Origin of the sequence: Shewanella maritima (assembly GCF_043643735.1) — a bacterium.
Classification (GTDB): Bacteria; Pseudomonadota; Gammaproteobacteria; order Enterobacterales; family Shewanellaceae; genus Shewanella; species Shewanella maritima_A.
In genome coordinates this window covers 283,426-309,468 of record NZ_JBHZSM010000002.1, presented here as the reverse complement: position 1 = coordinate 309,468, position 26,043 = coordinate 283,426, and the positions used below count along the sequence as shown (strand labels likewise).

General features: G+C 44.2%; 21 protein-coding genes. 12 read left to right on the top strand and 9 right to left on the bottom strand.

What is annotated here, in order from left to right; genetic code table 11:
- Nucleotides 1–76 precede the first annotated feature (76 nt).
- A complete protein-coding gene (locus ACHUGF_RS03480) occupies nt 77–907 on the bottom strand; it encodes an HDOD domain-containing protein (RefSeq protein ID WP_394129389.1) in 831 nt (276 codons plus the stop codon).
- Nucleotides 908–1,159: 252 nt separating this feature from the next.
- Between ACHUGF_RS03480 and menD the strand changes: the two genes are divergently transcribed.
- From menD to menE, 4 genes are read left to right on the top strand one after another with little or no spacing between them, the layout of a single operon-like run.
- Nucleotides 1,160–2,896: a 2-succinyl-5-enolpyruvyl-6-hydroxy-3-cyclohexene-1-carboxylic-acid synthase gene (gene menD, locus ACHUGF_RS03475; protein ID WP_394129388.1), complete on the top strand. Its 1,737-nt coding sequence runs from the start codon at nt 1,160–1,162 to the stop codon at nt 2,894–2,896.
- A complete protein-coding gene (gene menH / locus ACHUGF_RS03470) occupies nt 2,893–3,684 on the top strand; it encodes a 2-succinyl-6-hydroxy-2,4-cyclohexadiene-1-carboxylate synthase (protein WP_394129387.1) in 792 nt (263 codons plus the stop codon). Before menD ends, menH begins: the two co-directional genes overlap by 4 nt.
- Before the next feature lie 3 nt (nt 3,685–3,687).
- Nucleotides 3,688–4,734, top strand: coding sequence for an o-succinylbenzoate synthase (gene menC, locus ACHUGF_RS03465; protein WP_394129386.1), 1,047 nt, complete (start codon nt 3,688–3,690; stop codon nt 4,732–4,734).
- A gap of 14 nt (nt 4,735–4,748) precedes the next feature.
- On the top strand, nt 4,749–6,179 hold the full coding sequence (menE, locus tag ACHUGF_RS03460) for an o-succinylbenzoate--CoA ligase (RefSeq protein ID WP_394129385.1): 1,431 nt from the start codon (nt 4,749–4,751) through the stop codon (nt 6,177–6,179).
- A gap of 180 nt (nt 6,180–6,359) precedes the next feature.
- On the opposite strand, the gene rpoH is transcribed toward menE, so the two are convergent.
- From rpoH to ftsY, 4 genes are all read right to left on the bottom strand, one after another.
- On the bottom strand, nt 6,360–7,223 hold the full coding sequence (gene rpoH / locus ACHUGF_RS03455) for an RNA polymerase sigma factor RpoH (protein WP_394129384.1): 864 nt from the start codon (nt 7,221–7,223) through the stop codon (nt 6,360–6,362).
- Between the two features lie 205 nt (nt 7,224–7,428).
- Nucleotides 7,429–8,397 (bottom strand): permease-like cell division protein FtsX, encoded by a 969-nt coding sequence (gene ftsX, locus ACHUGF_RS03450; protein WP_394129383.1) that lies wholly within the window; start codon nt 8,395–8,397, stop codon nt 7,429–7,431.
- The gene (gene ftsE / locus ACHUGF_RS03445; RefSeq protein WP_394129382.1) at nt 8,394–9,077 is read right to left on the bottom strand and encodes a cell division ATP-binding protein FtsE; all 684 of its coding nucleotides are present in this window, start codon (nt 9,075–9,077) and stop codon (nt 8,394–8,396) included. The genes ftsX and ftsE overlap by 4 nt, the downstream gene beginning before the upstream one ends.
- Nucleotides 9,078–9,114: 37 nt before the next feature.
- Nucleotides 9,115–10,785, bottom strand: coding sequence for a signal recognition particle-docking protein FtsY (ftsY, locus tag ACHUGF_RS03440; protein ID WP_394129381.1), 1,671 nt, complete (start codon nt 10,783–10,785; stop codon nt 9,115–9,117).
- Nucleotides 10,786–10,984: 199 nt separating this feature from the next.
- Between ftsY and rsmD the strand changes: the two genes are divergently transcribed.
- The gene (rsmD, locus tag ACHUGF_RS03435; RefSeq protein ID WP_394129380.1) at nt 10,985–11,584 is read left to right on the top strand and encodes a 16S rRNA (guanine(966)-N(2))-methyltransferase RsmD; all 600 of its coding nucleotides are present in this window, start codon (nt 10,985–10,987) and stop codon (nt 11,582–11,584) included.
- 38 nt (nt 11,585–11,622) lie between these two features.
- A complete protein-coding gene (locus ACHUGF_RS03430; RefSeq protein WP_394129379.1) occupies nt 11,623–11,910 on the top strand; it encodes a DUF1145 domain-containing protein in 288 nt (95 codons plus the stop codon).
- Between the two features lie 304 nt (nt 11,911–12,214).
- Here the strand turns inward: ACHUGF_RS03430 and ACHUGF_RS03425 are convergent, their stop codons facing one another.
- The gene (locus ACHUGF_RS03425; RefSeq protein ID WP_394129378.1) at nt 12,215–12,778 is read right to left on the bottom strand and encodes a NapC/NirT family cytochrome c; all 564 of its coding nucleotides are present in this window, start codon (nt 12,776–12,778) and stop codon (nt 12,215–12,217) included.
- A gap of 496 nt (nt 12,779–13,274) precedes the next feature.
- On the opposite strand from ACHUGF_RS03425, the gene ACHUGF_RS03420 reads away from it, so the two are divergent.
- The 4 genes from ACHUGF_RS03420 (at nt 13,275) to ACHUGF_RS03405 (ending at nt 19,169) form a co-directional block, all read left to right on the top strand.
- Entirely contained in the window at nt 13,275–13,697 is a 423-nt protein-coding gene (locus tag ACHUGF_RS03420; protein WP_394129377.1) for a hypothetical protein, read from the top strand.
- 120 nt (nt 13,698–13,817) lie between these two features.
- Nucleotides 13,818–14,360, top strand: coding sequence for a heavy metal-binding domain-containing protein (locus ACHUGF_RS03415; RefSeq protein WP_394129376.1), 543 nt, complete (start codon nt 13,818–13,820; stop codon nt 14,358–14,360).
- Nucleotides 14,361–14,384: 24 nt separating this feature from the next.
- A complete protein-coding gene (locus ACHUGF_RS03410) occupies nt 14,385–16,019 on the top strand; it encodes an efflux RND transporter periplasmic adaptor subunit (protein WP_394129375.1) in 1,635 nt (544 codons plus the stop codon).
- A gap of 12 nt (nt 16,020–16,031) precedes the next feature.
- Entirely contained in the window at nt 16,032–19,169 is a 3,138-nt protein-coding gene (locus ACHUGF_RS03405) for an efflux RND transporter permease subunit (RefSeq protein ID WP_394129542.1), read from the top strand.
- Nucleotides 19,170–19,233: 64 nt separating this feature from the next.
- Here ACHUGF_RS03405 and ACHUGF_RS03400 read toward each other — a convergent pair whose 3' ends face one another.
- Nucleotides 19,234–19,497, bottom strand: a complete 264-nt coding sequence (locus ACHUGF_RS03400) for a hypothetical protein (protein ID WP_394129374.1) — start codon at nt 19,495–19,497, stop codon at nt 19,234–19,236.
- Nucleotides 19,498–19,689: 192 nt separating this feature from the next.
- Between ACHUGF_RS03400 and ACHUGF_RS03395 the strand changes: the two genes are divergently transcribed.
- The gene (locus ACHUGF_RS03395) at nt 19,690–20,472 is read left to right on the top strand and encodes a substrate-binding periplasmic protein (RefSeq protein ID WP_394129373.1); all 783 of its coding nucleotides are present in this window, start codon (nt 19,690–19,692) and stop codon (nt 20,470–20,472) included.
- A gap of 196 nt (nt 20,473–20,668) precedes the next feature.
- Here the strand turns inward: ACHUGF_RS03395 and ACHUGF_RS03390 are convergent, their stop codons facing one another.
- Complete coding sequence (locus ACHUGF_RS03390; RefSeq protein ID WP_394129372.1) at nt 20,669–21,382, bottom strand: single-stranded DNA-binding protein; 714 nt, start codon at nt 21,380–21,382, stop codon at nt 20,669–20,671.
- Nucleotides 21,383–21,446: 64 nt separating this feature from the next.
- Nucleotides 21,447–22,814 (bottom strand): MFS transporter, encoded by a 1,368-nt coding sequence (locus tag ACHUGF_RS03385; RefSeq protein ID WP_394129371.1) that lies wholly within the window; start codon nt 22,812–22,814, stop codon nt 21,447–21,449.
- A 282-nt stretch (nt 22,815–23,096) separates the two neighbouring features.
- On the opposite strand from ACHUGF_RS03385, the gene uvrA reads away from it, so the two are divergent.
- Nucleotides 23,097–25,952: an excinuclease ABC subunit UvrA gene (gene uvrA / locus ACHUGF_RS03380; protein ID WP_394129370.1), complete on the top strand. Its 2,856-nt coding sequence runs from the start codon at nt 23,097–23,099 to the stop codon at nt 25,950–25,952.
- Nucleotides 25,953–26,043: the final 91 nt, after the last annotated feature.

Genomic DNA, 26,043 nt, shown 5'->3' with positions numbered 1-26,043 from the left:
CAAATCCATCAGCGACCGACACAACAACGCCCACTTGTAATGGGCGTGATTTTTTACAATGAGATGGATTAAGTCACTAGGCGAGTTGTTTGCCTATCTCTAACCCTTTCCCTCTGATTTCAATCAGTTTATCGGTAATACCATCCATATCCATTTTAATAATGCCGACCTTGTCAGCTTGAGTTGAAAGCCAACAGGTAAATGAGTCTTCACCTCTATTATCATCCCAAAAGCTATAAACCTGATGAGCAAGGAAAATCATTGAAGCTATTTTAGATTCACCCTGAGCTTTCATTGGTTCCAATTGGTATTTAATACCTGCGACGAGTGCATGGGTAAACTTCCAGCTTTCAGCCAATAACGCGCCGACGGCAGGAGAATCAAAGCCTAGCAATGCCATTTCAAGCTCTTGCTTATTGCCACCAGCTTCAACTGCCGCGACGATTTGCGAGTTGATAGCTGGCTCGACTGTTGCAATCAATAAGTCACCAATTCTATGTAAAATGCCACAGGTAAACACTTCATCGGGTGCCACATCCGCTCGTTTGGCCATTTCTTGGGCATATAAGGAAATTTCAAAAGTTTCGCCCCAGAATTTTGCTAAATCAACACCTTGCACATTAGGAATTGCACCCACTACCGCAGATGCAACCACTAAAGTACGGAGGGTTTGCATACCTAAACGCACTACGGCTTCTTCAATTGAACCAACCTCTCGGCTGCGCCCAAAATGCGCTGAATTAGCCAATCTTAAAACTCGGGCACTAATCAGGGGATCAAGAGAAACTTTCTGTGATATTGCCTTAATTGAGGTACTTTCATCATTCACCGCATCTAGCAATTCGCTCACCGCTTTAGGTAGACGAGGAAGCTCATCCACGCGACCTAATAAAGCTGAAGATTCCATTCAATTCTCCTAATAGATTAGTCTTGTATTTCCATTTTGTTTTTATGCTCTTTGCTTAAAAAGTAGTACATACACAAGACGTTAAGCAAGCGAATAGCTTAAATATTTTTGTTAGGTAACAGACAGTTTCGCTGGTAACAGTTAGCCTAGTCATCATCATCAAGATAAACTTAGGATTAGTATGCAAATCACGATAGACTTGTTATTTCGTGCAGCTCAAATTCAATGGCGGAAAACGTTTTAGGTGACCCAATGGCACAGCAATTCATAGCAGACATTAACCTTCTTTGGGGACAATTACTCATTGAAGAAATACACCGATTAGGTGTCAAACATGTGTGTTTAGCCCCAGGCTCTCGTTCGTCACCACTCACACTTGCGGCATCAGCGCAGCCAAATATTGACACTCATGTGCATTTTGATGAGCGTGGACTAGGCTTTATGGCGCTAGGTTTAGCCAAGTCGAGTCAATCTCCCGTGGCAATCATCACAACCTCTGGCACTGCGGTGGCTAATTTATACCCTGCCATTGTTGAAGCATGGTTAACTCAAGTACCACTGATTGTATTGTCTGGTGACCGCCCGACAGAGTTAATTGATTGCGGAGCGAACCAAGCGATTATGCAGCCGGGCATTTTTGCACAATATGCCAAGCAGGTTAACCTGCCAACACCCGATTTTGATTTTCCAGCCCCTGCACTGCTGACAACTATCGATGAAGCCATTAGCAACCTTTCACAGCCAGTTCATATTAACTGCATGTACCGCGAACCGCTTTATCCAACTCAAGTGTTGCCATTATCATCCTATGAGAAATTTAGCCCAGAGCTCCAAGCATACTTAACACCGCTCAACGCATGGTTAAATCATCAACACAGCTATTGCCACTACCATTACCAACCAAATGCAGCACTGCCTTGCCAAGCGACCTTGAGACGGTTTGTGCATGGCAAAGGCGTAATTATTGCAGGTACATTGGCGCCAGATGAAAACCCACAAGCCATTATGCAACTGGCTAAGCAAATTGGCTGGCCAGTATTAACCGATGCACAATCTCAGCTTCGGCAGCACCCTGACGCAATAGGTCATATTGATCAGTTACTGCATCATAACGTTTGTCACAAGCTAATTAAGCAAGCTGATAGAGTGATTGTGTTTGGTGGTCGATTTATTTCAAAACGTTTAATCAATTATCTGGCATCCCAGCAATGGCATAGCTACTGGCAAGTATTGCCTCAATCATCTCGCTTAGATCCTAGCCATCAACCTAAACAAGTTTGGTTAAGTGGTATCAGTCAATTTGTGGAAAATGAATGGTCGCGCTCTTCTCAGTCTTTATGGGCTGATGAATTACATGTGTTCAATGGTAAATTGGAAAAGTTGCTACAACGCCAGATTGACGACAATGAATTCGGCGAGGCGCAAGTATTAAGACAAATAGCCAAACAGGACCAAGCAAAGCAGCTATTTATTGGTAATAGCTTGCCTGTGAGGTTGTTTGATATGTTCGCGCCAACAGTGGCAAACCCACCACATATTTTTACCAACCGCGGCGCTTCAGGCATTGATGGGTTAATCGCCACGGCCTGCGGTGTGGCAAAGGGCAACCAATTACCGACAACTATGATAGTCGGCGATATTTCATGCCTGCATGACCTCAACTCATTTGCTTTACTTAAGCAGTTAACGCAACCGTTTTTGTTGGTCATTTTTAATAATGATGGCGGCAATATCTTTAATCTGCTGCCTGTGCCAGATGAATCATTACGCAGTGAATACTATCGTTTAAGCCATGGTTTAGAGTTTGGTTATGGCGCGGCTATGTTTGGCTTAGCTTATCGCCAAGTCGATGACTTAGCTGATTTTATCCAAGTTTACCAAGAAGCTTATGAGTTTAACTGTACAAGTATTATTGAAGTCACAGTCGGCCCAAACCAAGCCAGTGATCAAATTGCTGCAATGGCACAATGGGTGAAAGACAGTTTATGATCAAAGTTAGCCGCTTTGGCGATCCCAGCTTACCGCCTTTGGTATTGCTGCATGGTTTTATGGGCGCTAAAGAAGACTGGCAACCGCTCATGCCAAAGCTAAGCCAAGTATTCCACTGTATATGTGTTGATTTGCCCGGTCATGGACAATCTGAGTGGCTACTGCCCTCTCCTGGGTTAAATGAAGCCGCTCACGCTATTGTCAGCCTATTATCTAACTTAGGTCACAAGCAGTTCCACTTACTGGGTTATTCATTAGGTGGACGAATCGCACTGCATATCGCACAGCAACACCCACAGAAACTACTCAGTTTAACCTTAGAGTCTGCCCACCCAGGTTTACAATCTGAACCTTTAAAACAGGCAAGATTACAAGCTGACAATATATGGCTACAGCGGCTGGAAACAATACCACTGGTTGAATTTCTTACTCTTTGGTATCAACAACCCGTGTTTGCTGATTTAACAAAGCAGCAGCAAGCTGCATTAATTAAACTCCGCAGCAATAACCAAGCCGATGCACTGTTAAATTGTTATCAAACCACATCACTGGCACTCCAGCAGGATTTACGTAAAATTCCTGACTCATTAGGCTGTATCACAAATGTGATGGTTGGCCAGCAGGATAAAAAATTTTCAGCCTTAGCGAAAAAGTGGGCACAGGATACGCCCATAAACCTGATTGAAGTTGCCGATGCAGGCCATAATATTCATTCAATTGAGCCTAATACTTTCACGACACTTTTATTCCAGCATTTGCCTATTGCAGGCCAATCTAAGGATGATTAACCTATGACTCAATCCACGCCTCAACCTAATCGCATTAACGCCTTTCAATTGGCTAAATTCAGTATAGATTTACACCCTGCATTAGCCGTGGGCAAACAGCGCATTGAACAGCGTCAGGGATTAGTGGTGTCATTGACGGATGAGCAACAATGCACGTTTTTTGTGGAAGTATCGCCTCTTTCAGGCTTGGACCGAGATAATCAGCCTATTCATGGTTTCTCAGCAGAATCCCTCGCTGAAACCGAGCAATGGTTGGCTCAGCAACTAAACTCACTCATAGATGCGCCGATTACTCGTATAGCAGAGCTAGCCGAAGCAGCACCCTATGCCAGCGTGCGCTTTGGATTAAGCATCCTTGCAGCCAAAATGACCCAAGACTTTAATCAGTGGCGTTCAGATACCCGTAATGTACCTTTGGTTTTTGATGGCATGAGCCCAGCCTTAGTAGAACAAAAGGTGCATGCAGCCACTGACCACTTTATAAAAGTAAAAGTTGCTCAAACCAGTATTGATTCAGAAATCGCATTTATTCATAAATTGCTACAACTGAATCCTAGGCTAAAATTACGCTTAGATGCAAACCGCGGCTTTGACTTAGCTCAGGCATGCGACTTTTTATCTTGCCTACCAAAGTCCAGCATCGAATACATTGAAGAGCCTTGTATTCGTCCACAAGATAATCCCACGCTTTATCAATCTGTCGCTGTAAAATATGCCCTTGATGAGTCGCTCAATAGTCCAGATTATCAATTTAGTCCCGAGGCAGGGCTAGGAGCCTTGGTGATCAAACCCAGTATATTTGGGTCAATTTCTGCAATCCAAACACTCGTTGAACAAGCTCAGCAACACGGCGTGCAATGTATTTTTAGTTCAGCATTAGAGTCTGATATTGCGATTAACGACATCAAAATCCTCAGCCACGCCATTACCCCAGAGTCAATACCTGGGCTTGACACGTTGGCGAGTTTCGATACCAAACTAGTTGAAAGTGGTGAACTAAATATGGCTGCACTTAACATCATTGCCAGTGCAAAAACTACCCGCGAGTAACTGGAGCTAGCCAGATGATATCGCCAATCCATCAACAAGCTCAGCAGTCACCGGCCGGCATAGCTGTCAGTTACTATTCCAACTCAGGTCAGTTAGTTGAATTGAGCTATCAAACACTCAGTCAGCAGGTCAGTCTATGTCAATCCCAGTTACGCTTAGCTGGGATAAGCAAAGGCGATATCATTGCTTGTATCGCACCCAACAGCATTGAGATGGTCAAACTCTATTGGGCATGTGTCGACTTAGGTTGCCTGTTCTTTCCAATATCACCGAGGTTTTCAGATCAGAAAATTGACCAACTACTACAACGGTTTGAGGTCAAATTTGCCTACAGTAATGACAAGCAATTAATAAGCTCATTAGCATCCCAGTCAATAACGTGGATTGATCAGCAGCGACACCAATCCAAAGGTTTTGAAAATGACAATCCTGCACTTGAAGTCGACCCTAGCACTCCACAAAACATCATTTTGACTTCAGGCTCCACTGGGCAACCCAAAGCTGCGGTACATTGCCTCAATAACCATATTTATAGCGCTCAAGGTTCACAGTATATGGTTAGCTTACTGTCACGAGATAGTTGGCTGTTATCTCTGCCGCTATTTCACATTGGTGGCCTTGCGATACTCAACCGTTGCGCACTGATTGGTGCCACAGTGGTGCTACGCGACGATAAACAATCACTTGCCCAGCAGCTTTTACGGCAAAAAATCACCCATGTGTCGTTAGTCCCCACCCAAGCCAATAGTTTATTGTCTGAGTCACCTCGCGCCCTTTGTCAGCTAAAAGCACTGCTACTTGGAGGGGGGATGATTGAACAACAGCTTGTCAACGCATTGTCTCGGCTCAATGTTGCGACATACACCAGTTATGGCATGACAGAAATGAGCTCTCAAATTACCACCAGCACAGCCAACCATCTCGGCTTTCATGGTAAAGCGCTACCTCATCGAGAACTCAGCCTAAGACAAGGTGTCATTTGGGTAAAAGGGCCTTGTTTATTTTTAGGTTACTTAGATAATGGCGTGATTAATTTGCCAGTTGATAACCAAGGCTGGTTTTGTACCAAGGATAAAGGTGAGTTAAATCAAAATGGCGAACTCGCAATTGTAGGTAGAGTCGATAACATGTTCATTTGCGGCGGTGAAAATATTCAGCCTGAAGAGATAGAAGCCGTGCTGTTACAACATTCAAATGTAAAACAAGCCATTGTATTTGCCATGCCTGATGCCAAGTTTGATAAGTTGCCTGCAGCGATTGTCGACTATGTAGATACGAGTCTTACCGCACAAACAAATGAGCAGCTGTCACAATCCGTGATTGATAAATTGGCTCGCTTCAAACGCCCACGTCAATTTTTTGCATGGCCGCAAGGATTAGAGGCTCAAGGGCTAAAAGTCTCTCGAAAGCAGGTCATCGCAAGCGCTAATGTCAAAAAACAATAGTATTGCAAGCATCAGCCTCAGAAACTATTAGTCTCGAAAATATTAGTCTCGAAAATATCAGTCTCGAAAATATCAGTCTCGAAAATATCAGTCTCGAAGCATTAGTATCAAAAGCCAGTTTGAAATCTTACGGGCACAAAAAAACCTGCCTGAGCAGGTTTTATACCAATTGGGATGGGCTTAAATCGCCATCTGATGTTTGAGCTTATTCATGGCATTCTTTTCAAGCTGCCTAATACGCTCAGCAGATACCTGATAAGTCGCAGCTAGCTCTTGTAGCGTCGTTTTATCATCATCTAACCAGCGAGCACGTAAGATATGCTGACTACGTTCATCTAAGGTTTTAATTGCAGAGAATAGTCGCGCTTGAGAATCGGCTTCCCAGTTAGCATTTTCAACCTGCTCGGCAACGTCCGATGAATGATCTTCTAGGTACAATGCAGGCGCATAATCATGAGAGGCATCGTCATCATTATCAGATGCTAAATCAAATGCAGGGTCTTGCGCAGACATACGTGACTCCATTTCAGTCACATCGGCTTTAGACACACCTAAGTTTTCAGCAACCATAGTGACTTCTTCGTCACTAAACCAACCAAGACGCTTTTTGGCTTTACGCAGATTAAAGAACAATTTACGTTGCGCTTTAGTGGTAGCTACTTTCACAATACGCCAGTTTTTCAACACGTATTCATGAATTTCAGCTTTAATCCAGTGCACAGCAAACGACACAAGACGCACACCCACATTAGGATCAAAGCGTTTCACTGCTTTCATCAAACCAATGTTACCCTCTTGGATAAGATCAGCTTGTGGTAAACCATAACCTGAATAGCCTTTTGCTACGTGCACAACAAAACGCAGATGAGACATAATCAACTGTTTTGCTGCTTGTAGATCGCCTGTTTCTTGTAAACGCTTGGCAAGCTCATGCTCAGTGTCGGCATCCATCATGTCGATGCTGGTCACCGATTGCATATAAGCTTCTAGGCTACTGCTCCCTTGTGGAACGGTTAGTGCCATTGATTGCGTTTGAAAAGTCATTCGCTCTCCTAAATACATAAACAAAAGTACTAAATGACAAAAGTGACAGCTAATTTAGCTTGAGACAATCACCGTCAATTTAGCTGATGAACTATCTGATAAATGACAGGACATGTCAACCGATGTTACATCTGTTGGTTACTTTTACCACAATATAAGCTGATCTCAAGTGAACAAATGTTCATTTAAACAAATTAGTTTATGATTATGACGGTTCAATTTTACGAAGATGCTGCCTTACAGAGAGATAAGAACCCAGCCAACCAAGGAAAGAAGCTAACGCGACTAACTTGATTAACTCAGCAAAGGACAATGATTGAATACGCAGTTCGCTACCATAAAGACCTAACAAGGCTGCCAAGGCACCATCTAAATACAGCACTAAGACATTAATGATAACCCAGGCAAGTGCGCCACCAATCACGCCATACCAAATACCTGTGTATAGAAAAGGTCGTTGAATAAATGCTTCCGTCGCACCGACGAGTTTCATAATTTCAATTTCAGTGCGGCGATTCATAATCGCCAAACGGATTGTATTACCAATAATTAGTACCACTGCTAACACTAGTAATGCCGCAATAGCCAATACGGTACGTTCCAATAAATTAACCATGGCTTGTAAGCGTTCAAGCCACTCTATGTCTAAACGACCAAAACTGACTTCAGGCTCTCGCTCTAACTTGGCTAATAGTTCGCGCGCACCAGCAGGGCTTGAGTAGCGATTTAATGGTGTTACAGTCACCACAGCAGGGAGCGGGTTCTCATCTAAGTAAGATAAAGCTTCACCAAATCCAGATAAGCGCTGAAACTCATCTAATGCCTGCTCACGGCTGATATATGACACGCTATCAACTTCACTGAACACTTTAATACGAGATATCAAACTCTGAATAGATTGCTCACTGCGCCCTTCATTAATGAATAACGAAATCTCTGCAGCACTGTTCCATGACTGAGTAATGTTCTCAGCATTTTTCACCAAGACTTGTAATGCCGCTGGCAGACTTAAACTCACCCCTAAAACCGCCATTGTCATGATTGATGACACAGGGTTTCGCCATACTTCACCTAAACTGGCCACACCTTGCTGAATGTGACGAATAAAAAACATCACAATACGACCACTCAGCGGTAGTTTACTTTGGGTAATACTCACTTTCTTGTTGCTCATACAACAACTCCATCCGTGGCTGAGTGAGTATCTAACATAGTGCCTTGGCGCAATGTTAACGTGCGATATTTCATCCGCGCAATGAGTCCCAAATCATGGGTCGCAATCAATACCGTTGACCCCGCATCGTTAAAGGTTTCAAACAAGCGCAAGATATCCATCGACAATTTAGGGTCAAGGTTACCTGTTGGCTCATCGGCGAGTAAGATAGGCGGCTTGTTTACAATGGCGCGGGCAATCCCGACACGTTGTTGCTCACCGCCGGATAGCATGATGGGTTGATGGCGCTCTTTACCAAATAAGCCCACCATGTCGAGTGCTGCAGCCACACGTTTTTTAATTTCGCCGTGCGAAAAGCCTTCAATCACCAGCGGCAAAGCCACATTGTCGAATACAGTTTTGTCCATCAATAGGTGGTGATTTTGAAATATCATACCGATATTGCGGCGCAGGTATGGCACATGTTTGAGAGGCACTTTGGCAATATCATGACCATTAATACTGACTTTGCCAGCCGTTGCACGTTCAATCACGGTGATCAATTTAAGCAAGGTACTTTTACCCGCACCAGAGTGACCCGTTAAAAATGCCATTTCCCCTTGTTGCAGGTGAAAATTAACATTTAATAAGGCTTTCTGGCCGCCAGAGTACACTTTACTGACTTGCTCAAATTGGATCATAAGTGATTGGTCCGTTTATTGTTTTGTTATTATTATTTTACTTGTCCTGATTAAACAAGGCCTCAATAAAGTCTTCGGCATCAAATGGACGTAGATCATCAATTTGCTCACCGACACCAATATGACGAATTGGAATATTGAATTTATCAGCAATCGCAAAAATAACACCACCTTTAGCGGTACCATCTAGCTTGCTAATAGTAATACCTGTCACACCAACAGCTTCTTGGAATAGTTGCGCCTGACTGATGGCATTCTGACCTGTGCTCGCATCTAAGGTCAGCATCACTTCATGTGGCGCAGTAGCATCAAGCTTTTGCATCACACGTACCACTTTCTTTAGCTCTTCCATCAAGTGGCCTTTGTTTTGCAATCGACCTGCTGTATCGGCAATCAGTACATCAACGTTTCTTGCTTGTGCAGCCTGCAGTGCATCAAATAACACCGACGCGCTATCTGCACCAGTATGTTGGGCGACTACAGGGATATCATTTCGCTGCCCCCAAACCTGTAATTGCTCAACAGCAGCTGCACGGAAAGTATCACCTGCAGCTAACATGACAGATTTACCTTGGCTTTGATACTGTTTGGCTAATTTACCGATGGTGGTGGTTTTACCCACACCATTAACACCAACCATTAAAATCACAAATGGGCCATCTGCATTTTCTGGCACTAAAGGCACGGCTACTGGCTCAAGTGTTTTTTGCATTTCTTCACGCATCAAATCATATAACGCTTCAGCATCTTTAAGCTGCTTACGTGATGCATGATCCGTTAAGCTATCAATCAGTTTCGTTGTCGTTTCAACACCGACATCGGCAATCAACAGTTGCTCTTCTAACTCTTCAAATAATTCATCATCGATTTTCTTACCAGAGAAGATGCTCATGAAACCTGAGCCAATATTTTCACTGGTGCGCATTAAGCCACGCTTCAAACGGGCAAACATGCCTTCTTTTTTCGGCTTAGCTTGAGGCTCATCGACTTGCTCATGCTCTGCGGCAACACTGCCGGCTTCAGCTTGCTCTGCTGCAATACGCTCAGCTTCAGCTTGCTCTGCGGCAATACGTGCAGCTTCGGCTTGCTCTGCGGCAACACGTTCAGCTTCGGCTTGCTCTGCTGCAATACGCTCAGCTTCGGCTTGCTCTGCGGCAACACGCTCGGCTTCAGCTTGTTCTGCAGCAACACGTTCAGCTTCGGCTTGCTCTGCAGCAACACGCTCAGCTTCAGCTTGCTCTGCTGCAATACGCTCGGCTTCAGCTTGCTCTGCAGCAATACGCTCGGCTTCAGCTTGTTCTGCAGCAATACGCTCGGCTTCAGCTTGTTCTGCGGCAACACGCTCGGCTTCGGCTTGCTCTGCGGCAATACGTGCAGCTTCGGCTTGCTCTGCGGCAATACGTGCAGCTTCGGCTTGCTCAGCGGCAATACGTGCAGCTTCAGCTTGCTCTGCTGCAACACGTGCAGCTTCAGCTTGCTCTGCGGCAACACGTGCCGCTTCGGCTTGCTCTGCTGCAACACGTTCAGCTTCAGCTTGCTCTGCAGCAACACGCTCGGCTTCAGCTTGCTCAGCAGCTACATGCTCTGTCTCTGCTTGTTCAGCAGCGATTTGTTCCACTTCGGCCTGATTGTCTTGTGGAGTCTCTGTGACTTCTGGAGCGGGATTCTTATCTTTACGAAACCAGGAGAAAAAACCTTTCTTTGCCATGTTTGCTACCAATGGTTAAATGCTAAATTCATAAAAAATGTGTGACCGTTAAACAAACTAATAGGGTAACTATTGCTAAATCTCCGATGAAATTTGCGTGATAGTCAGCTTTATTCATTTGTTTGTTATAAAATAACGGCAATGCAGATTGCGGCATAGTCTACCACTTTCTTTGTTCATGCAAAAACATGAGGATCACATGGCCAGAAAGCCTACTTCTAAATCATCAAATTCTGCTAAATCGAGTGGCCAAGTTCGGATCATTTCTGGTAAATGGCGATCGCGCAAACTTCCCATTCACGATTTGGCAGGCTTGCGCCCTACAACCGATAGAGTAAGAGAAACATTATTCAATTGGCTAGCTATGGATATTAAAGGTGCAAGGGTACTCGATTGCTTTGCAGGAAGTGGCGCTTTAGGTTTAGAGGCCCTATCCCGTTATGCTGAGTTTGCGCAGATGCTAGAGCTACAAAAGAGCGCAGCAAAACAGCTACAGCAGAACCTTGCCACATTGCAATGTGACAATGCCAACGTCGCGAATGTAGACAGTTTGCAATATTTAGCTCAGCCTGCAGCACAAGGTTTTGACATTATTTTTGTCGATCCACCGTTTCGTCAATCACTGGCTGACAAAACCGTAAACTTGTTAGTGGAAAATGCTTGGTTAAACCAAGATGCCCTAATCTATGTGGAAACGGAATCAGAGCTCAGTGAATTATCTGTGCCAAACAATTGGGTACAGCTAAAACAAAAAGTGGCGGGACAAGTAACTTACCGTTTATACCAATACCAAGCTTAAATAAGTGAATCTTACTTGGTTAATACACAGAGAACCCAATGAAAATATTTATTATCGCTGGCAAAGTTTTTACTTCGCTGACTTGGTTAGTGCTTATTGTCAATTTACTGATGCCTTTTGAAGGTAATGTCAGCATTGCGTTGAATTTCTTCTTAGCGTTCACCGTGATGATGCATGGATTTCAAGTACTCATTTTCCACACTATGTTTAGCCAAACTCACCAACTTAAAGCAAAAGACTACATTAAACCTTTTGCTTTTGGCGTGTTTACATTATTAGAGTATCGACAGCAATTACTCAGTCAAAATAGTGAGCCTAAAGCGTAAAACAGGCAGCCCCAAAAGTGACTAGGAAAAACACATGTAGGCGCTATTGTCACTTTGCTAGCAGAAGATCTGTGAGCACTAATACCATCTGTTAGTGCTCACAATAAAAATGAAAACTGAGCAACTTAGCTCAGTTTTTTATGGCTGTTTTCTATGATGCTCAATCAGTAATTCCGAACACACACTATTAAACGCGCATAAATTGATATAAATAGGCAATAAAAAACCCCGTCCGAAGACGAGGTTTCTATTTCGTACTATGCCTCAGCTACTTTAGCTGCGTTCCGGCATGGTCAATTGTCACTTACTTTTTAGGGTAAGGGTGAGCAACACCTTTGTGACAATCTACACAAGTCTTACGCTTGTCGCCTTCTTGGTTAGCATTTCTTTCATGCATTCTTTTCGCCATTCTGCTCATCTCTTCTGGCTGGTTCTCGTAGATACGAGTGTGACAGTGAGTACAGTTTGCAGAGTCAGTTGCATGGAAGTATTTAAGTGCTAAGTCAGCTTGTTCTTTACGGTTTTCGTCTAACCACTCTTGAGTGTTAAAACCATCAATCGTTAGGAAACCATATAGATCTTTAGATACGATGATTTTCTTGACCAAGTAATCAACTGGGCCATGAGGTAAGTGACAGTCTTGACACTGAACAGTAACACCAGCACGACCGCCACCATGAGCAGATGCTAACACTTCATCTTTCAATGAGTGATTGCTGTGACAAGTCATACAAAAATCATCAGTACTTGTAGCATGCAATGTTTGTTGAGTTGCAAAGTAACCCACGACACCCATCACTACACCGATTAAAAGTAAAACGATAATTGAATATTTTGCGCTAGGTTTAAACAGTGCACGCCAATTCATTGCTCAATCTCCATTAATAACTAAATTAGTTTTCTAATTTTTCTGAGCTTAGTTTAGGGAGTTTTTCGCGTAAAAAACTTTGTTTAGTCTATGTTTTTATACGAAAGTTGCTGCAAAATAACCAAAATGTGATCAAGATCACTCGCAACAAGGATTTTGGTCATTAATTTAAGCTTGGTTTAAAGGTGTTCTTTGTTAAGCAGTTAACAAGCAAGTTACTTATCAACAAAGTTTTTTCATACCTACGACTTTTTCAATGCATCAAATTTATAGCTACCTGATTTGATCAAAAATAACTTTCGATTCGATGAGGTGATTGATTGAGGTGATTGATTGAGGTGATTGATTGAGGTGATTGATTGAGGTGATTGATTAAAGATAATTAATCCTCTCAATAGCTTAATCTCCATTAATAAAGTAAATAAATGTGAATCTTGTCTAGTTCAATTCATTTACATAGTGCTAATATTCATGCGTAATCCATATAGGAATCACTATGCTTAGCTTACTGCGCCATAAAATCACCTATGCTTTCACGCTGCTCGCACTTGTGGGTCAGTTAGTGTTTGCTAACGGTGTATTAATGGTACCCAAAGCTCACGCACAAGAAATGCCTATGGCTCAGATGAGTCAAAATATGGATTGCCATCAAGCAAAACCAGTCGTGCAATCTGACGATTGCTGTAGCAAACAAGTCCAATCTCCTGAAACCACTGTTTCAACACAACAGCATTGCTGTGGTGGCAGTAATATGTGTCAGTCTGATTGTAACCATTGCTTATTCATCTCAATTGCCGGTACGCTTTTTGAGTTTTCCCATTGGTCAGCGTTTCAAGTACCAGAAAAAGCGCAAGCCAACGTAATGCCTCATTTCCACTCTATCTCGCAACAACAAGATATTCGCCCCCCGATTGTTTAATCAAACAGTAATACCACTGTCGATGTAGCAAAAAATCTTATGTTATTGTAATTATTCCGTTTGTTAGTAGTGATCTTGTCTCTGCTCGCTTGCGGCAAATCTCTTGATGGAGTTATGTAAATGAAAACCCTTACCTGTTTATTTTTAAGCCTCTTCTTAGTGGTTGCGACTGCACCTACTGCTATGGCTCACCCCAATATGCAGCAACAGCAACACAGCCACGCATGCCCCATGCATCCTGAAGTAACAGGCCAAGCAGGCGATACTTGTCCCCAGTGTGGAATGGACTTAGAAGCTTCTAAGAACTGCCCTCACGCTAAACACCATGCTAATAGCAAGCACCACAAGTGTGATAACTGCCCTAACAAAGCAGGCCAACACAATAAGTGCGACAACTGTCCTAAATGTGCTGAAGGCAAAGACTGCAAAAAATGTCAGTCTGGCTCATGCCCAAATAAGGCCGGCAAACATCATGGTGATGCGAAACAACACAAGTGCGACTCTTGTCCTAACAAATCAGCCGTGCATGACGCAAAACATACCCATGCTTGCCCTATGAATCCTAAAATCACGGGAAAAGCGGGCGATACTTGCCCTAATTGTGGTATGGATCTAGAACCAATTAATCAACCAGCAGACCACAGCGGTCATGGTCATCATTAATTGAGTAGGTGGAGATAAGGCATTATGACTCTATATCAATTGAATAAGTCACACCACGCTCTGTGGTATGTTGTGGCACTGCTATTCCTAGTATGCCCCTTACTGGCAAATAGCCAAGACCATGATCACTCAACACACGATCACTCATCAAAAGCACATACAGTGCAGGCAAACTATTACTGCCCAATGCACCCTGAAGTGACCAGCCATGAAGAAGGTCGCTGCCCCAAGTGCAATATGTTCTTGGTAAAAGATGAATCTGACACAACTGCAGATAAACACGCAGAACATGCACATACTGAGCAAGCACAGTATTACTGCCCAATGCACCCTGAAGTGACCAGCCATGAAGAAGGTCGCTGCCCCAAGTGCAATATGTTCTTAGTGAAAGATGAGGAAGGTCACGACCACCAAGCTAATAAACAGGCTGCTGATGTGTTAGATGCCCCGAAGCCGTCGCTCACAAGTATTAGTGATAAGGCAACGGAATCATCAACCGTAGCTTCAGCCAACAGCTCAGGTGAAGCAACCATCAAATATGTCTGCCCCATGCACCCGCATATCGTCTCCGATGAGCCAAGTACTTGCCCTATTTGTGGTATGAACTTAGAAGTTGTTGAAATGGGCGGTGGAAGTACCATTGAAGTTAATGTTTCTGGCGGCATGCAACAGGCATTAGGTATCCGCAGTCAGGCAGCTGAAAATGGCACTTTATGGAAATTTGTCAGTACCATTGGTACCGTCGAATATAATCAAAATACCATCGGCCATGCCCACACAAGAGTCACGGGCTGGATTGAAACCTTACATGTTCATAATGTTGGCCAGCGCGTGAAAAAAGGCCAACTGGTCTATGAACTTTATTCACCAGAGCTAATCAACGCACAAGATGACTACACCCAAGCGATTGATTACTTAAAACAAGATACAAGCCGTGGTCAGGTGTTACTGCGCAAAGCGCGGCAACGTTTATCACTGTTAGGGGTGTCTGATGCCACCATCGCCCAACTCGAAAAGACAGGTGAAACTGTATATCGCATACCTTTTTATGCCGAGCAAGATGGATTCATCAGTGAGTTGAATGTGCGCCATGGTATGTATGTGCAACCCGGCGACACCTTATTTGAAATCGTTGACCAGCGCAGTGTGTGGGTCATTGCAGAAGTGTTTGAAAATGAGCAAAGTTGGTTAGAAGAAGGCCGCCCAGTTGAAGTGAGCGCCAAGGCTCAAGGCCTATTTGATATTGAATCCACTATCGACTTTATTTACCCACAACTCGACCCTGTCACCCGCGCAATGCAAGTGCGCATTGAGCTTGATAACAGCGACAAAGCACTCAAACCCGGTACTTTAGTTGACGTAAAATTATTTGGCGGACCTAAACGTAATGTAGTTTGGATCCCGACCGAAGCACTGATCCAAACTGGCCGAGAAAACCGTGTTGTTGTACAGCAATCCGATGACAGCTTTGCTTCAGTGAATGTCAAAATTGGCATGATCAGCCAAGGAAGAGCTGAAATCATCGAAGGGATTGAAGAAGGTGATAAGGTGATCATCTCTGGTCAGTTCTTATTAGACTCTGAAGCCAGTATTCAAGGCAGTCTGCAACGTTTGAGTCAGCCAGCTAGTGACAAAACTGACGCACACCAACACCATTAATAGGAGCTCATGATGTTAGAAAAGATCATCGCGTTCTCTATTAAGCAACGCATTATGGTGCTGGCCATGACAGTGCTGATCACTGTCATTGGCTACCAAGCCATGCGCAGCACGCCGTTGGATGCGCTACCCGATTTGTCTGATGTGCAAGTGATTGTCAAAACCGCTTATCCTGGGCAAGCACCGCAATTGGTAGAAGACCAAGTCACCTACCCATTATCAACAGCAATGCTCGCAGTACCGGGCGCCAAAACAGTGCGTGGTTTTTCCATGTTTGGCGATTCCTATGTGTATATCATTTTTGAAGATAATACTGATATTTACTGGGCACGTTCGCGTGTATTGGAATACCTGTCTCAAACCCAATCTTTGCTGCCCGATGGCGTCACTCCAACGCTTGGACCAGATGCATCAGGGGTAGGTTGGATCTTTCAATACGCATTAGTTGACCGCAAAGGTAACCATGATCTAGCTCAGCTACGCTCTCTGCAAGATTGGTTTTTAAAACTTGAGCTGCAAAGTGTTGCAGGTGTGTCAGAAGTTGCCACTGTCGGCGGCATGGAACAGTCATACCAAATCATTGTCGACCCGCACAAGTTAGCCTTGTATCAGCTCGATTTACTGGCCATTAAAAACGCCTTAGGTAACGCCAATAGCACAGCCGGCGGTTCAGTGATCGAAATGGCCGAAGCCGAATACATGATAACCGCATCAGGGTATCGACAAACCTTAGATGACTTTGCGGAAATCCCACTGGGTATCGTGTCTGAAGCTGGCATCCCTGTCACCATGAAAGACGTGGCGACTTTGCGAAAAGGTCCAGCAGCTCGGCGTGGTATTGCTGAGTTAGATGGTCAAGGTGAAGTGGTTGGCGGCATTGTTGTCATGCGTTATGGCGAAAATGCTCTTACGACCATTAACAATGTCAAAGACAAACTTAAAGAAATCGAAAACGGCTTGCCAGATGGCGTGGAGTTAGTGATTACTTACGACCGTTCTGAGTTAATTCTTAACTCAGTAGATAACCTGACCAAAAAAGTCATGGAAGAAATGTTGGTCGTGGCGATTATCTGCCTGATTTTCTTACTGCATGCTCGTTCCACTCTGGTCGCAGTGATTTCGCTGCCTATCTCTATTCTGATCAGCTTTATTGTCATGAATGCGATTGGCGTCAATGCCAATATTATGAGCTTAGGTGGCATTGCGATTGCCATTGGTGCAGTAGTCGATGCCGCGATTGTGATGGTTGAAAATGTGCATAAACATTTAGAGCATTACCGAGAGCAACATCAAGGTAAAACACCTCAAGGTGAAGCACATTGGCAGCTAGTAAAAGAGGCAGCTGTGGAAGTGGGGCCTGCACTGTTTTTCAGCTTACTGATTATTACATTAAGCTTTATTCCAGTGTTTGCTTTAGAAGCGCAAGAAGGACGGTTATTCCACCCACTGGCCTATACCAAAACCTTTGCCATGGCTGCTTCAGCGATACTCGCCATTACGTTAATTCCTGTGTTGTTGGGTTATTTTGTCAGAGGAAAAATCCCTGCTGAAAACAAGAATCCACTCAGTCGCTTTTTAATTGCGATTTACCGTCCTTGCTTAGCTGTGGTGTTACGTTTTCCAAAAGTCACCATTTTGCTGGCTTTGATTGCTCTAGGCAGCGCGCTTTATCCACTGTCGAAAATGGGTTCAGAGTTTATGCCTGAGCTTGAAGAAGGCGATTTGTTATACATGCCAACCACACTACCCAGTGTCAGTGCAGGTAAAGCTGCCGAGATTTTGCAACAAACTGATCGCCTGATAAAAACCGTGCCAGAAGTTAAACGGGTATTTGGTAAGGTGGGACGCGCCATGACAGCGACCGACCCTGCACCATTAACCATGCTGGAAACCACGATTATGCTTAAACCCCAGCATGAATGGCGTGAGGGCATGACGCTGGAAGGGATCATTGCCGAATTGCAGCAAACGGTGCGCGTTCCCGGTATGACCAATGCGTGGGTTCAGCCCATTAAAACGCGCATTGATATGCTATCAACCGGTGTACGAACTCCTGTAGGCATTAAAATATCAGGCTCAGATGTGGATGAGCTGCAACGTATAGGTGCTGAAATTGAAGCTGTCGTCAGCCAAATCCCTGGCACAATGTCAGCCTTTGCCCAGCGCACCAGTGGTGGTCGGTACATTGATATTGAGCCAGACTTAAAAACCGCTGCGCGCTACAACATGACCTTGCGTGATATCCAAGATGTGGTGCAAATGGCGATTGGTGGTATGCAAGTGGGTCAATCGATTCAAGGCCAAGAAAGGTACCCAATTTCAATCCGTTACCCCCGTGATTTACGGGATAACATTGAAAAACTCAATGCACTGCCCGTACTGACCAAAACAGGCAAATACTTACCGCTCGGTAACTTAGCCACGCTGACGATTCGAGATGGTGCACCCATGCTCGCCAGTGAAAATGGTCGATTAATCTCATGGGTATTTGTCGATCTCCAAGATGTGTCTATTGGTGAATATATTGAGCAAGCCAGAGCCGCATTGGATGAGCAAATCACACTACCTGCGCGTTACAGTTACACTTTTGCAGGGCAATATGAGTACATGCAGCGCGTAGAAGACAAGATGCAGGTAGTCATTCCATTGATGATTGCAGTGATCTTCATGTTACTTATGATGACCTTTGGTTCGTTTGCACAAGCGTCGGTGATCATGTTGAGCCTACCATTTTCATTGGTGGGTAGTGCATGGCTGCTGTATTTCTTGGACTTTAACATGTCTGTGGCTGTGTCTGTCGGTATGATCGCCTTGGCAGGCGTCGCAGCAGAGTTCGGCGTGGTGATGCAGGTATATTTAAACAACAGCATCAAAGATCGCCAACGCCGAGGACAATATCAATACCGCAGCGATTTGGTTGCGGCATTGATGCATGGCGCGGTAATGCGTATTCGCCCTAAAGCCATGACAGTGGCAACCATCTTCTTTGGTTTGTTACCCATTATGTGGGGCAGTGGTACAGGTAATGAGGTAATGCAGAAGATTGCTGCGCCTATGGTGGGCGGCATGATCACCGCACCACTATTATCTTTATTTGTTCTACCGGCTATTTATCTGTTGCTATATGGTCGAAAGTTAGCCAAAGACTAAAGATTAACACAACAAAAAACGGCGACACTGCTACCAGTGTCGCCGTTTTATTATCAGTGCCGACTCATTCAGCTTCACTCAAAATACGCTTCTTCTCAGCCGCAAGGCGGATAGTTTTATACATACCCCAGCCCATAATCACACCACCAAAACCAAACATGGCATTAATCAACATCGGATTTTGTAAGAAGGGTAAAAAGCCGTCACCAAAGCCAACAAACGTACCGTACAACGCCAAACCAAACAGTAAACTGCCTGGCGCTTCCATTACGGCCACAAGTACCATTTGCTTATTGATTTGATCTATCCTTGATTGAACATTGCTCATCATTTTCCTTAATCGATTTTTCAATTCAAGAATAACTTGCCTCGATTTGACGCAAATATCAATACATGCAAATAGCCACACCTTACTTTTTATGCACATTAACTTTGTAGTTACTCATATTGTTATTTACCTAGAGCTTTGATGGCTTATCAGCTACTTTATATTAATGCATCAACAATTTAAGGACGTCATTTGAATCAACTTGGCTTAATATGTTTAACACTATTACTCAGCCTTTTTAGCCAAGCAGTTTTGGCCAAAGGGGACTGCCTCAACATTCACGTGATTAATAGCACGCCAATTGGCTATATTAATGAATCAGGAGAGATGACAGGCACACAACCAAGCTACCTTGAAGCAATAGCCAAAGAATCAGGTCTATGCTTTGACCTCATCATGCTGCCATACCCAAGAATATGGAAAAGCATTGAGTTAGGACAGCATGATGGCGGCATCATTTTTCGCTCACAATCACGTTCACATCTTGTCGAATACGTCGCTAAAATTCGCAGTATCAATATTGCAGTTATCCCATTATCAGGTAACACAATATCCCATTATGATGATTTAACTAAACTGACCATAGGTAAGCTCAGAGGTAGCCACTTAAGCCCAAAGTTTAATGACGATCCAAGGATGAAAGTTGTCGAAATTAAGTCGTACGACCAAATGATCAAAATGCTAAAAGCTGGCAGGATTAATGCTGTTGCAGGTGGTGCACATATGCTCACCTATCAGCTAGAAGTTCAAGGAATGATGGGCAAAGTCGATCTGACTCAAAGTTATGTACTTGGTCAAAAAGAGCAATGGATGCAGCTGTCTAAAAAGTCGCCACACTTAGACAAAATACCGCAAATGAAACAGGCCATAGAATCATTACGTCAACAAGGTATTTTAGATGACATAATGAATGATTTTTTTGGTTCATCATGGCAATTAGTCGACCTAAAACCGCTACAATCAATCGCAGAGTAGATGTAGTCACTTTTTTAATAAGTATTGCCCAATGCTAAGAAATGTTGAGTAAACCGTTATCAAACGGCAACTGCCTCACGCGAGCTAGTATTTTGTTTGTGATGGCTATCCTCCCGAAATATCAACCACAAAAAAGCCTGCTAAAAAGCAGGCTTAATATAATTGATAACTTAGTTGCTAGATTGAAAAGCCAGATCTAGAACGGGATATCGTCATCCCAACCTTCATCCAAATCAGGCGTGAAGTTTTGGTTTTGATTCTGCTGCGGCTGAGGTGCAGGACGCTGTGCAGGTGCTTGTTGCTGCTGGAAATTACCTTGCGGTGCATTCGGCTTAGGCTGGTAAGCACTTTGACTACCTTGTTGCTGCGGTGCTTGCTGAGCAGGTGCTTGCTGTTGACCAAAGTTTTGCCCTTGAGCAGGTGCTGCAGGCTTAGGCTGGAAACCCGGTGCTTGCGCTTGAGGCGCTGGACGCTGAGCTGGTGCCTGCTGAGGACGCTGTTGTTGCGGCTGCTGATAGCCACCTTGGCTCTGGTTTTGGTTCTGATAGCCCGCGTTATCACCACCTGAATTACGGCTATCTAGCATTTGCATTTCTAGCGCGTTGATTTCAGTTTTGTAACGGTCTTGACCTGTGTTTTGGTCCTGCCATTTGCTGGTTTGCAGTTTACCTTCAATGTATACCTTAGAGCCTTTTTTCAGGTACTCACCAGCAATTTCAGCTAAGCGACGGTACATGACGATGTTGTGCCACTCTGTACGTTCCTGCTGTTGACCTTGTTGGTCTTTCCAAGTTTCACTTGTCGCAATAGTAAAGTTAGCTACAGCGTTACCATTTGGCATATAACGCACTTCAGGATCTCTACCTAAATTACCAACCAAAATTACTTTATTTACACCACGACTGGCCATCGAAATCTCCTGAGATTTTTATCTAATTTGATGCTTAAAACGTATATGCGATCGAAAAATTGATCTAATTGACAGAGCCTAACACAGCTCGCGCCTCACTCAAATTGAATTTATCATCCACCTTCAAATAGGCGACATTTTCTTCAAGTACGACGATTGCTTCTGCCACACCTGAAAGCTGTGATAACTCGGTTGCCATGCCTTGTGCATGGGCTTTATCTTGAATGTTTGCTTCAAGCGTATAGCTTTTAAGCAATACTGGCTGCTCCATGCCAATACTTAATATCAACCAAATAACCATGAGCGCCAATGCAGCAAAAAATACACCTGACGCCCCTAAATATTGATAAGCACCACCGCCGAGCATACCGCCACAAAACGCCCCTAAAAATTGGCTAGTTGAATACACCCCCATAGCCGAGCCTTTCTCACCCACTGGGCAGAATTTGGCAATTAAGCTTGGCAAAGACGCTTCTAAATAATTGAATCCGGTAAAAAACAGCAAAACGGCAATACTGAGCACCCAAATGCTGTCGGCAAACACACCCATTGTGGCTAACGCTAACATCATGATCAGCAAAGACAGCTGGAACATAGTTTTACTGTTATTACGCTTCACCCCAATAATGATTAACGGCACCATGAGGAAGAACGCACCAACAAAGGCTGGGAAGTACAACATCCAGTGCTTTTCTTTGGCAAGACCCGCGTCAACCAAATCCAAAGGTAAGGCAACAAATACCGCAGTTAACACCAGATGCAGAATAAAAATGCCTGCATCTAAACGGAATAACTGTGGGTTAAATAATAATTTTTTCAGTTTGCTTGGGGTCGCCACCGTGTCACCTTTCGGTGCTTGAGTCACAGGGTTCGGCACAAAGAACTGCACAATTAACATGCCCAATACAGCAAACAAAGCGGTCAGGTAAAACAGCCCTGTTAAGCCCACCATCTGAGTAACAACCGGCCCTACTAACAAGGATAACGCAAACGAAAAGCCAATGCAGACACCAATAACGGCCATCACTTTAGTGCGTTGTTCATCTCGAGTTAAATCGGCAGCTAATGCCAGTACCGCAGCGGCGATAGCGCCCATGCCTTGAATAGCACGGCCAAGCACCACACCATAAATATGATCAGAGGTAGCAGCAATCACACTACCAATCGCAAACAGCACTAGGCCGGCAAGAATAATAGGCTTACGGCCATACTTGTCAGACAGCATACCCATTGGGATTTGTAACACGGCTTGTGTTAAACCGTAAGCACCGATAGCGATACCCACCCACAGCGGAGAAAAGCCTTCTAAGTGCTGCCCGTATAGTGCAAAAACAGGCATAATCATAAACAAGCCCATCATGCGCAATCCAAATACGCTAGCAAGCGAGAACGCTACTTTTTTCTCAACTCCAGATAGTCCATTACTGGCCATGCAATCGCCCTTTGATAGATTCAGTAAAACGCGCATATTATCACAGCAAAAGAATTTAGCTCAAAAGGAAATCACAGAATACTAATATAATCACCTTTTCAGACTTTCCCTTCTGTCACTGGTGAAAATACCAGCAAGAAACCTAGTTATTAACCATACAGCTGAACTATGGCCTAGTTGTAATCGTAGTGACGATTAATTCCGTAAATTAGATGTGAAACAGCAAAACAATCTATGCGATACTGATCACCGTTTTGTCGTAAAAATAGTAAGAGTGAGTTGATGGATAAAATTGAAATACGCGGCGCCAGAACCCATAACCTGAAAAACATTAATTTGACGATCCCACGAGACAAACTGATTGTCATTACAGGGTTATCAGGTTCAGGTAAATCGTCACTGGCTTTTGACACCTTATACGCTGAAGGTCAGCGCCGTTATGTCGAGTCATTGTCTGCATACGCTCGCCAGTTTCTAAGCTTGATGGAAAAGCCCGATGTTGATCATATTGAAGGCTTAAGCCCTGCTATTTCGATTGAGCAAAAGTCCACCTCGCATAACCCACGATCTACTGTGGGAACCATTACTGAAATCTACGATTATTTAAGATTGTTGTTTGCGCGTGTTGGTGAACCACGCTGCCCCACTCACGGGCAACCTTTGTCAGCACAAACCGTCAGCCAGATGGTCGATAAAGTGCTCGATTTGCCTGCAGACAGCCGCCAGATGTTACTCGCTCCCGTAGTCAACGACCGCAAAGGTGAGCACGTTAAGCTATTAGAAAGCTTGTCTGCTCAAGGCTATATACGCGCCCGTATTGATGGCGAAGTGTGCGACTTATCAGACCCACCAACGCTCGACTTACACGTTAAACACACCATTGAAGTGGTGGTTGACCGTTTCAAAGTGCGCAGCGATTTAAAACAACGCCTCGCCGAATCATTTGAAACCGCGTTAGAGCTGTCAGGTGGCATCGCAAAAATAGCCAGCATGGATGGCAGTAGCGACGAAGAACTCGTGTTTTCAGCTAACTTTGCTTGCCCATTATGTGGCTACTCAATGACTGAGCTCGAACCGCGTATTTTCTCATTCAATAACCCTGCAGGTGCTTGCCAAACATGTGATGGCCTTGGCCACCAGCAGTTTTTTGACCCAGACAGAGTGGTCACAAATGGTGATTTATCATTAGCTGGCGGGGCTATTCGAGGTTGGGATAGACGTAACTTTTATTACTTCCAAATGCTCAGTTCATTGGCCGAGCATTATGATTTTGATGTCGAGCAGTCATACGATTCACTGCCAGATAAAGTGAAAAAGATTGTGCTTTACGGTTCTGGTAAAACCAAGATTGCCTTTAAATATGTCAACGACCGTGGCGACGTGGTAGTACGTAACCACCCATTTGAAGGCATTTTAAATAACATGGATCGCCGCTACCGAGAAACCGAAAGTAACTCGGTGCGTGAAGAACTATCTAAGTTCGTTAATATGCAGCCTTGTAACAGCTGTGGCGGCTCACGTTTACGCGAAGAAGCACGCAATGTGTTTATTGCCGACATCAACTTGCCCGAACTCACCACTTGGTCTATCGGCGAAGCGAAAGACTATTTCGACCAAGTCAGTTTTGAAGGTCAGCGTGCGCAAATTGCAGAAAAAATCTTAAAAGAGATCAGTGAGCGGTTAGGCTTCTTAGTCAACGTCGGTTTAAATTATCTCAGCTTGTCTCGCTCGGCAGATACCTTATCAGGTGGTGAAGCTCAGCGTATTCGTCTTGCGAGCCAAATTGGTGCAGGCCTTGTGGGTGTGATGTACGTGCTGGATGAACCGTCAATCGGTTTGCATCAACGTGATAATGAGCGCCTGTTAAATACACTTGTGCATCTGCGTGATTTGGGTAATACCGTGATTGTGGTTGAGCATGATGAAGATGCGATTCGCACAGCTGACCATATTATCGACATTGGCCCAGGCGCGGGTGTACATGGTGGGGAAGTCATTGCAGCAGGCCAGTTAGAAGACATCATCGCCTGCGAGCAATCGGTGACTGGCCAGTATATTTCTGGCACCAAGCAAATTCACATTAGTGATGAGCGCACCAAAATCAATAAAAATAAACTGATTGAGCTAAAAGGCGCCACAGGCAATAACCTGAAAAACGTCAATTTATCGGTTCCTGTTGGCTTACTAACCTGTGTCACAGGGGTATCGGGTTCAGGTAAATCAACTTTGATCAACGACACCTTCTACAAAATTGCCCACCGCGAGCTCAATGGCGCAACAGTGGATGAACCTGCACCCTATAAAAGCATTAAGGGCATGGATCATTGCGACAAAGTAGTCGACATTGACCAAAGTCCGATTGGCCGTACTCCGCGCTCAAACCCTGCTACTTACACAGGTATTTTTACCGCTATCCGTGAATTGTTTGCCGGTACACAAGAAGCGCGTACCCGCGGCTATTTAGTCGGCCGCTTCTCATTTAACGTCAAAGGTGGTCGCTGTGAAGCGTGTCAGGGTGATGGCTTAATCAAAGTAGAAATGCACTTCTTGCCTGATGTGTATGTGCCTTGTGACTCTTGTAAAGGAAAGCGTTATAACCGCGAAACCTTAGAAGTGAAATACAAAGGCAAGAGCATTCATGAAGTGCTGCAAATGACCGTTGAAGAAGCGCGCAGTTTTTTTGATGCCATTCCATCTATTGCCCGTAAACTGCAAACCTTAATGGATGTGGGTTTGTCATATATCCGATTAGGCCAAAGCGCCACCACATTATCTGGTGGTGAGGCGCAGCGGGTCAAACTGGCTAAAGAGTTGTCTAAACGCGATACAGGCAAAACCTTGTATATTCTGGATGAGCCCACCACCGGCTTGCACTTTGCCGACATTCAAATGTTGTTAGATGTATTGCACAGGCTGAAGTCTCACGGCAACACCATTGTGGTGATTGAACACAACCTTGATGTGATTCAAACCGCCGACTGGATTGTCGATTTAGGCCCAGAAGGTGGTCAAGGTGGTGGTGAGATTCTGGTAACAGGTACGCCAGAAGATGTTGCGAAGCATAAAACATCGCATACTGCGAGGTTCTTGAAACCTGTGTTGGAATTGCATCAGCAAAGGGCGAAAGGGAAGAAGTAAGCAATCAAACTTTGTTTGGATTGGTTTGGTTTGATTTGGTTGAATTAGTTTAACCAAGTCACTGGTTATGACTTTTCCCAAACCTTGTTTG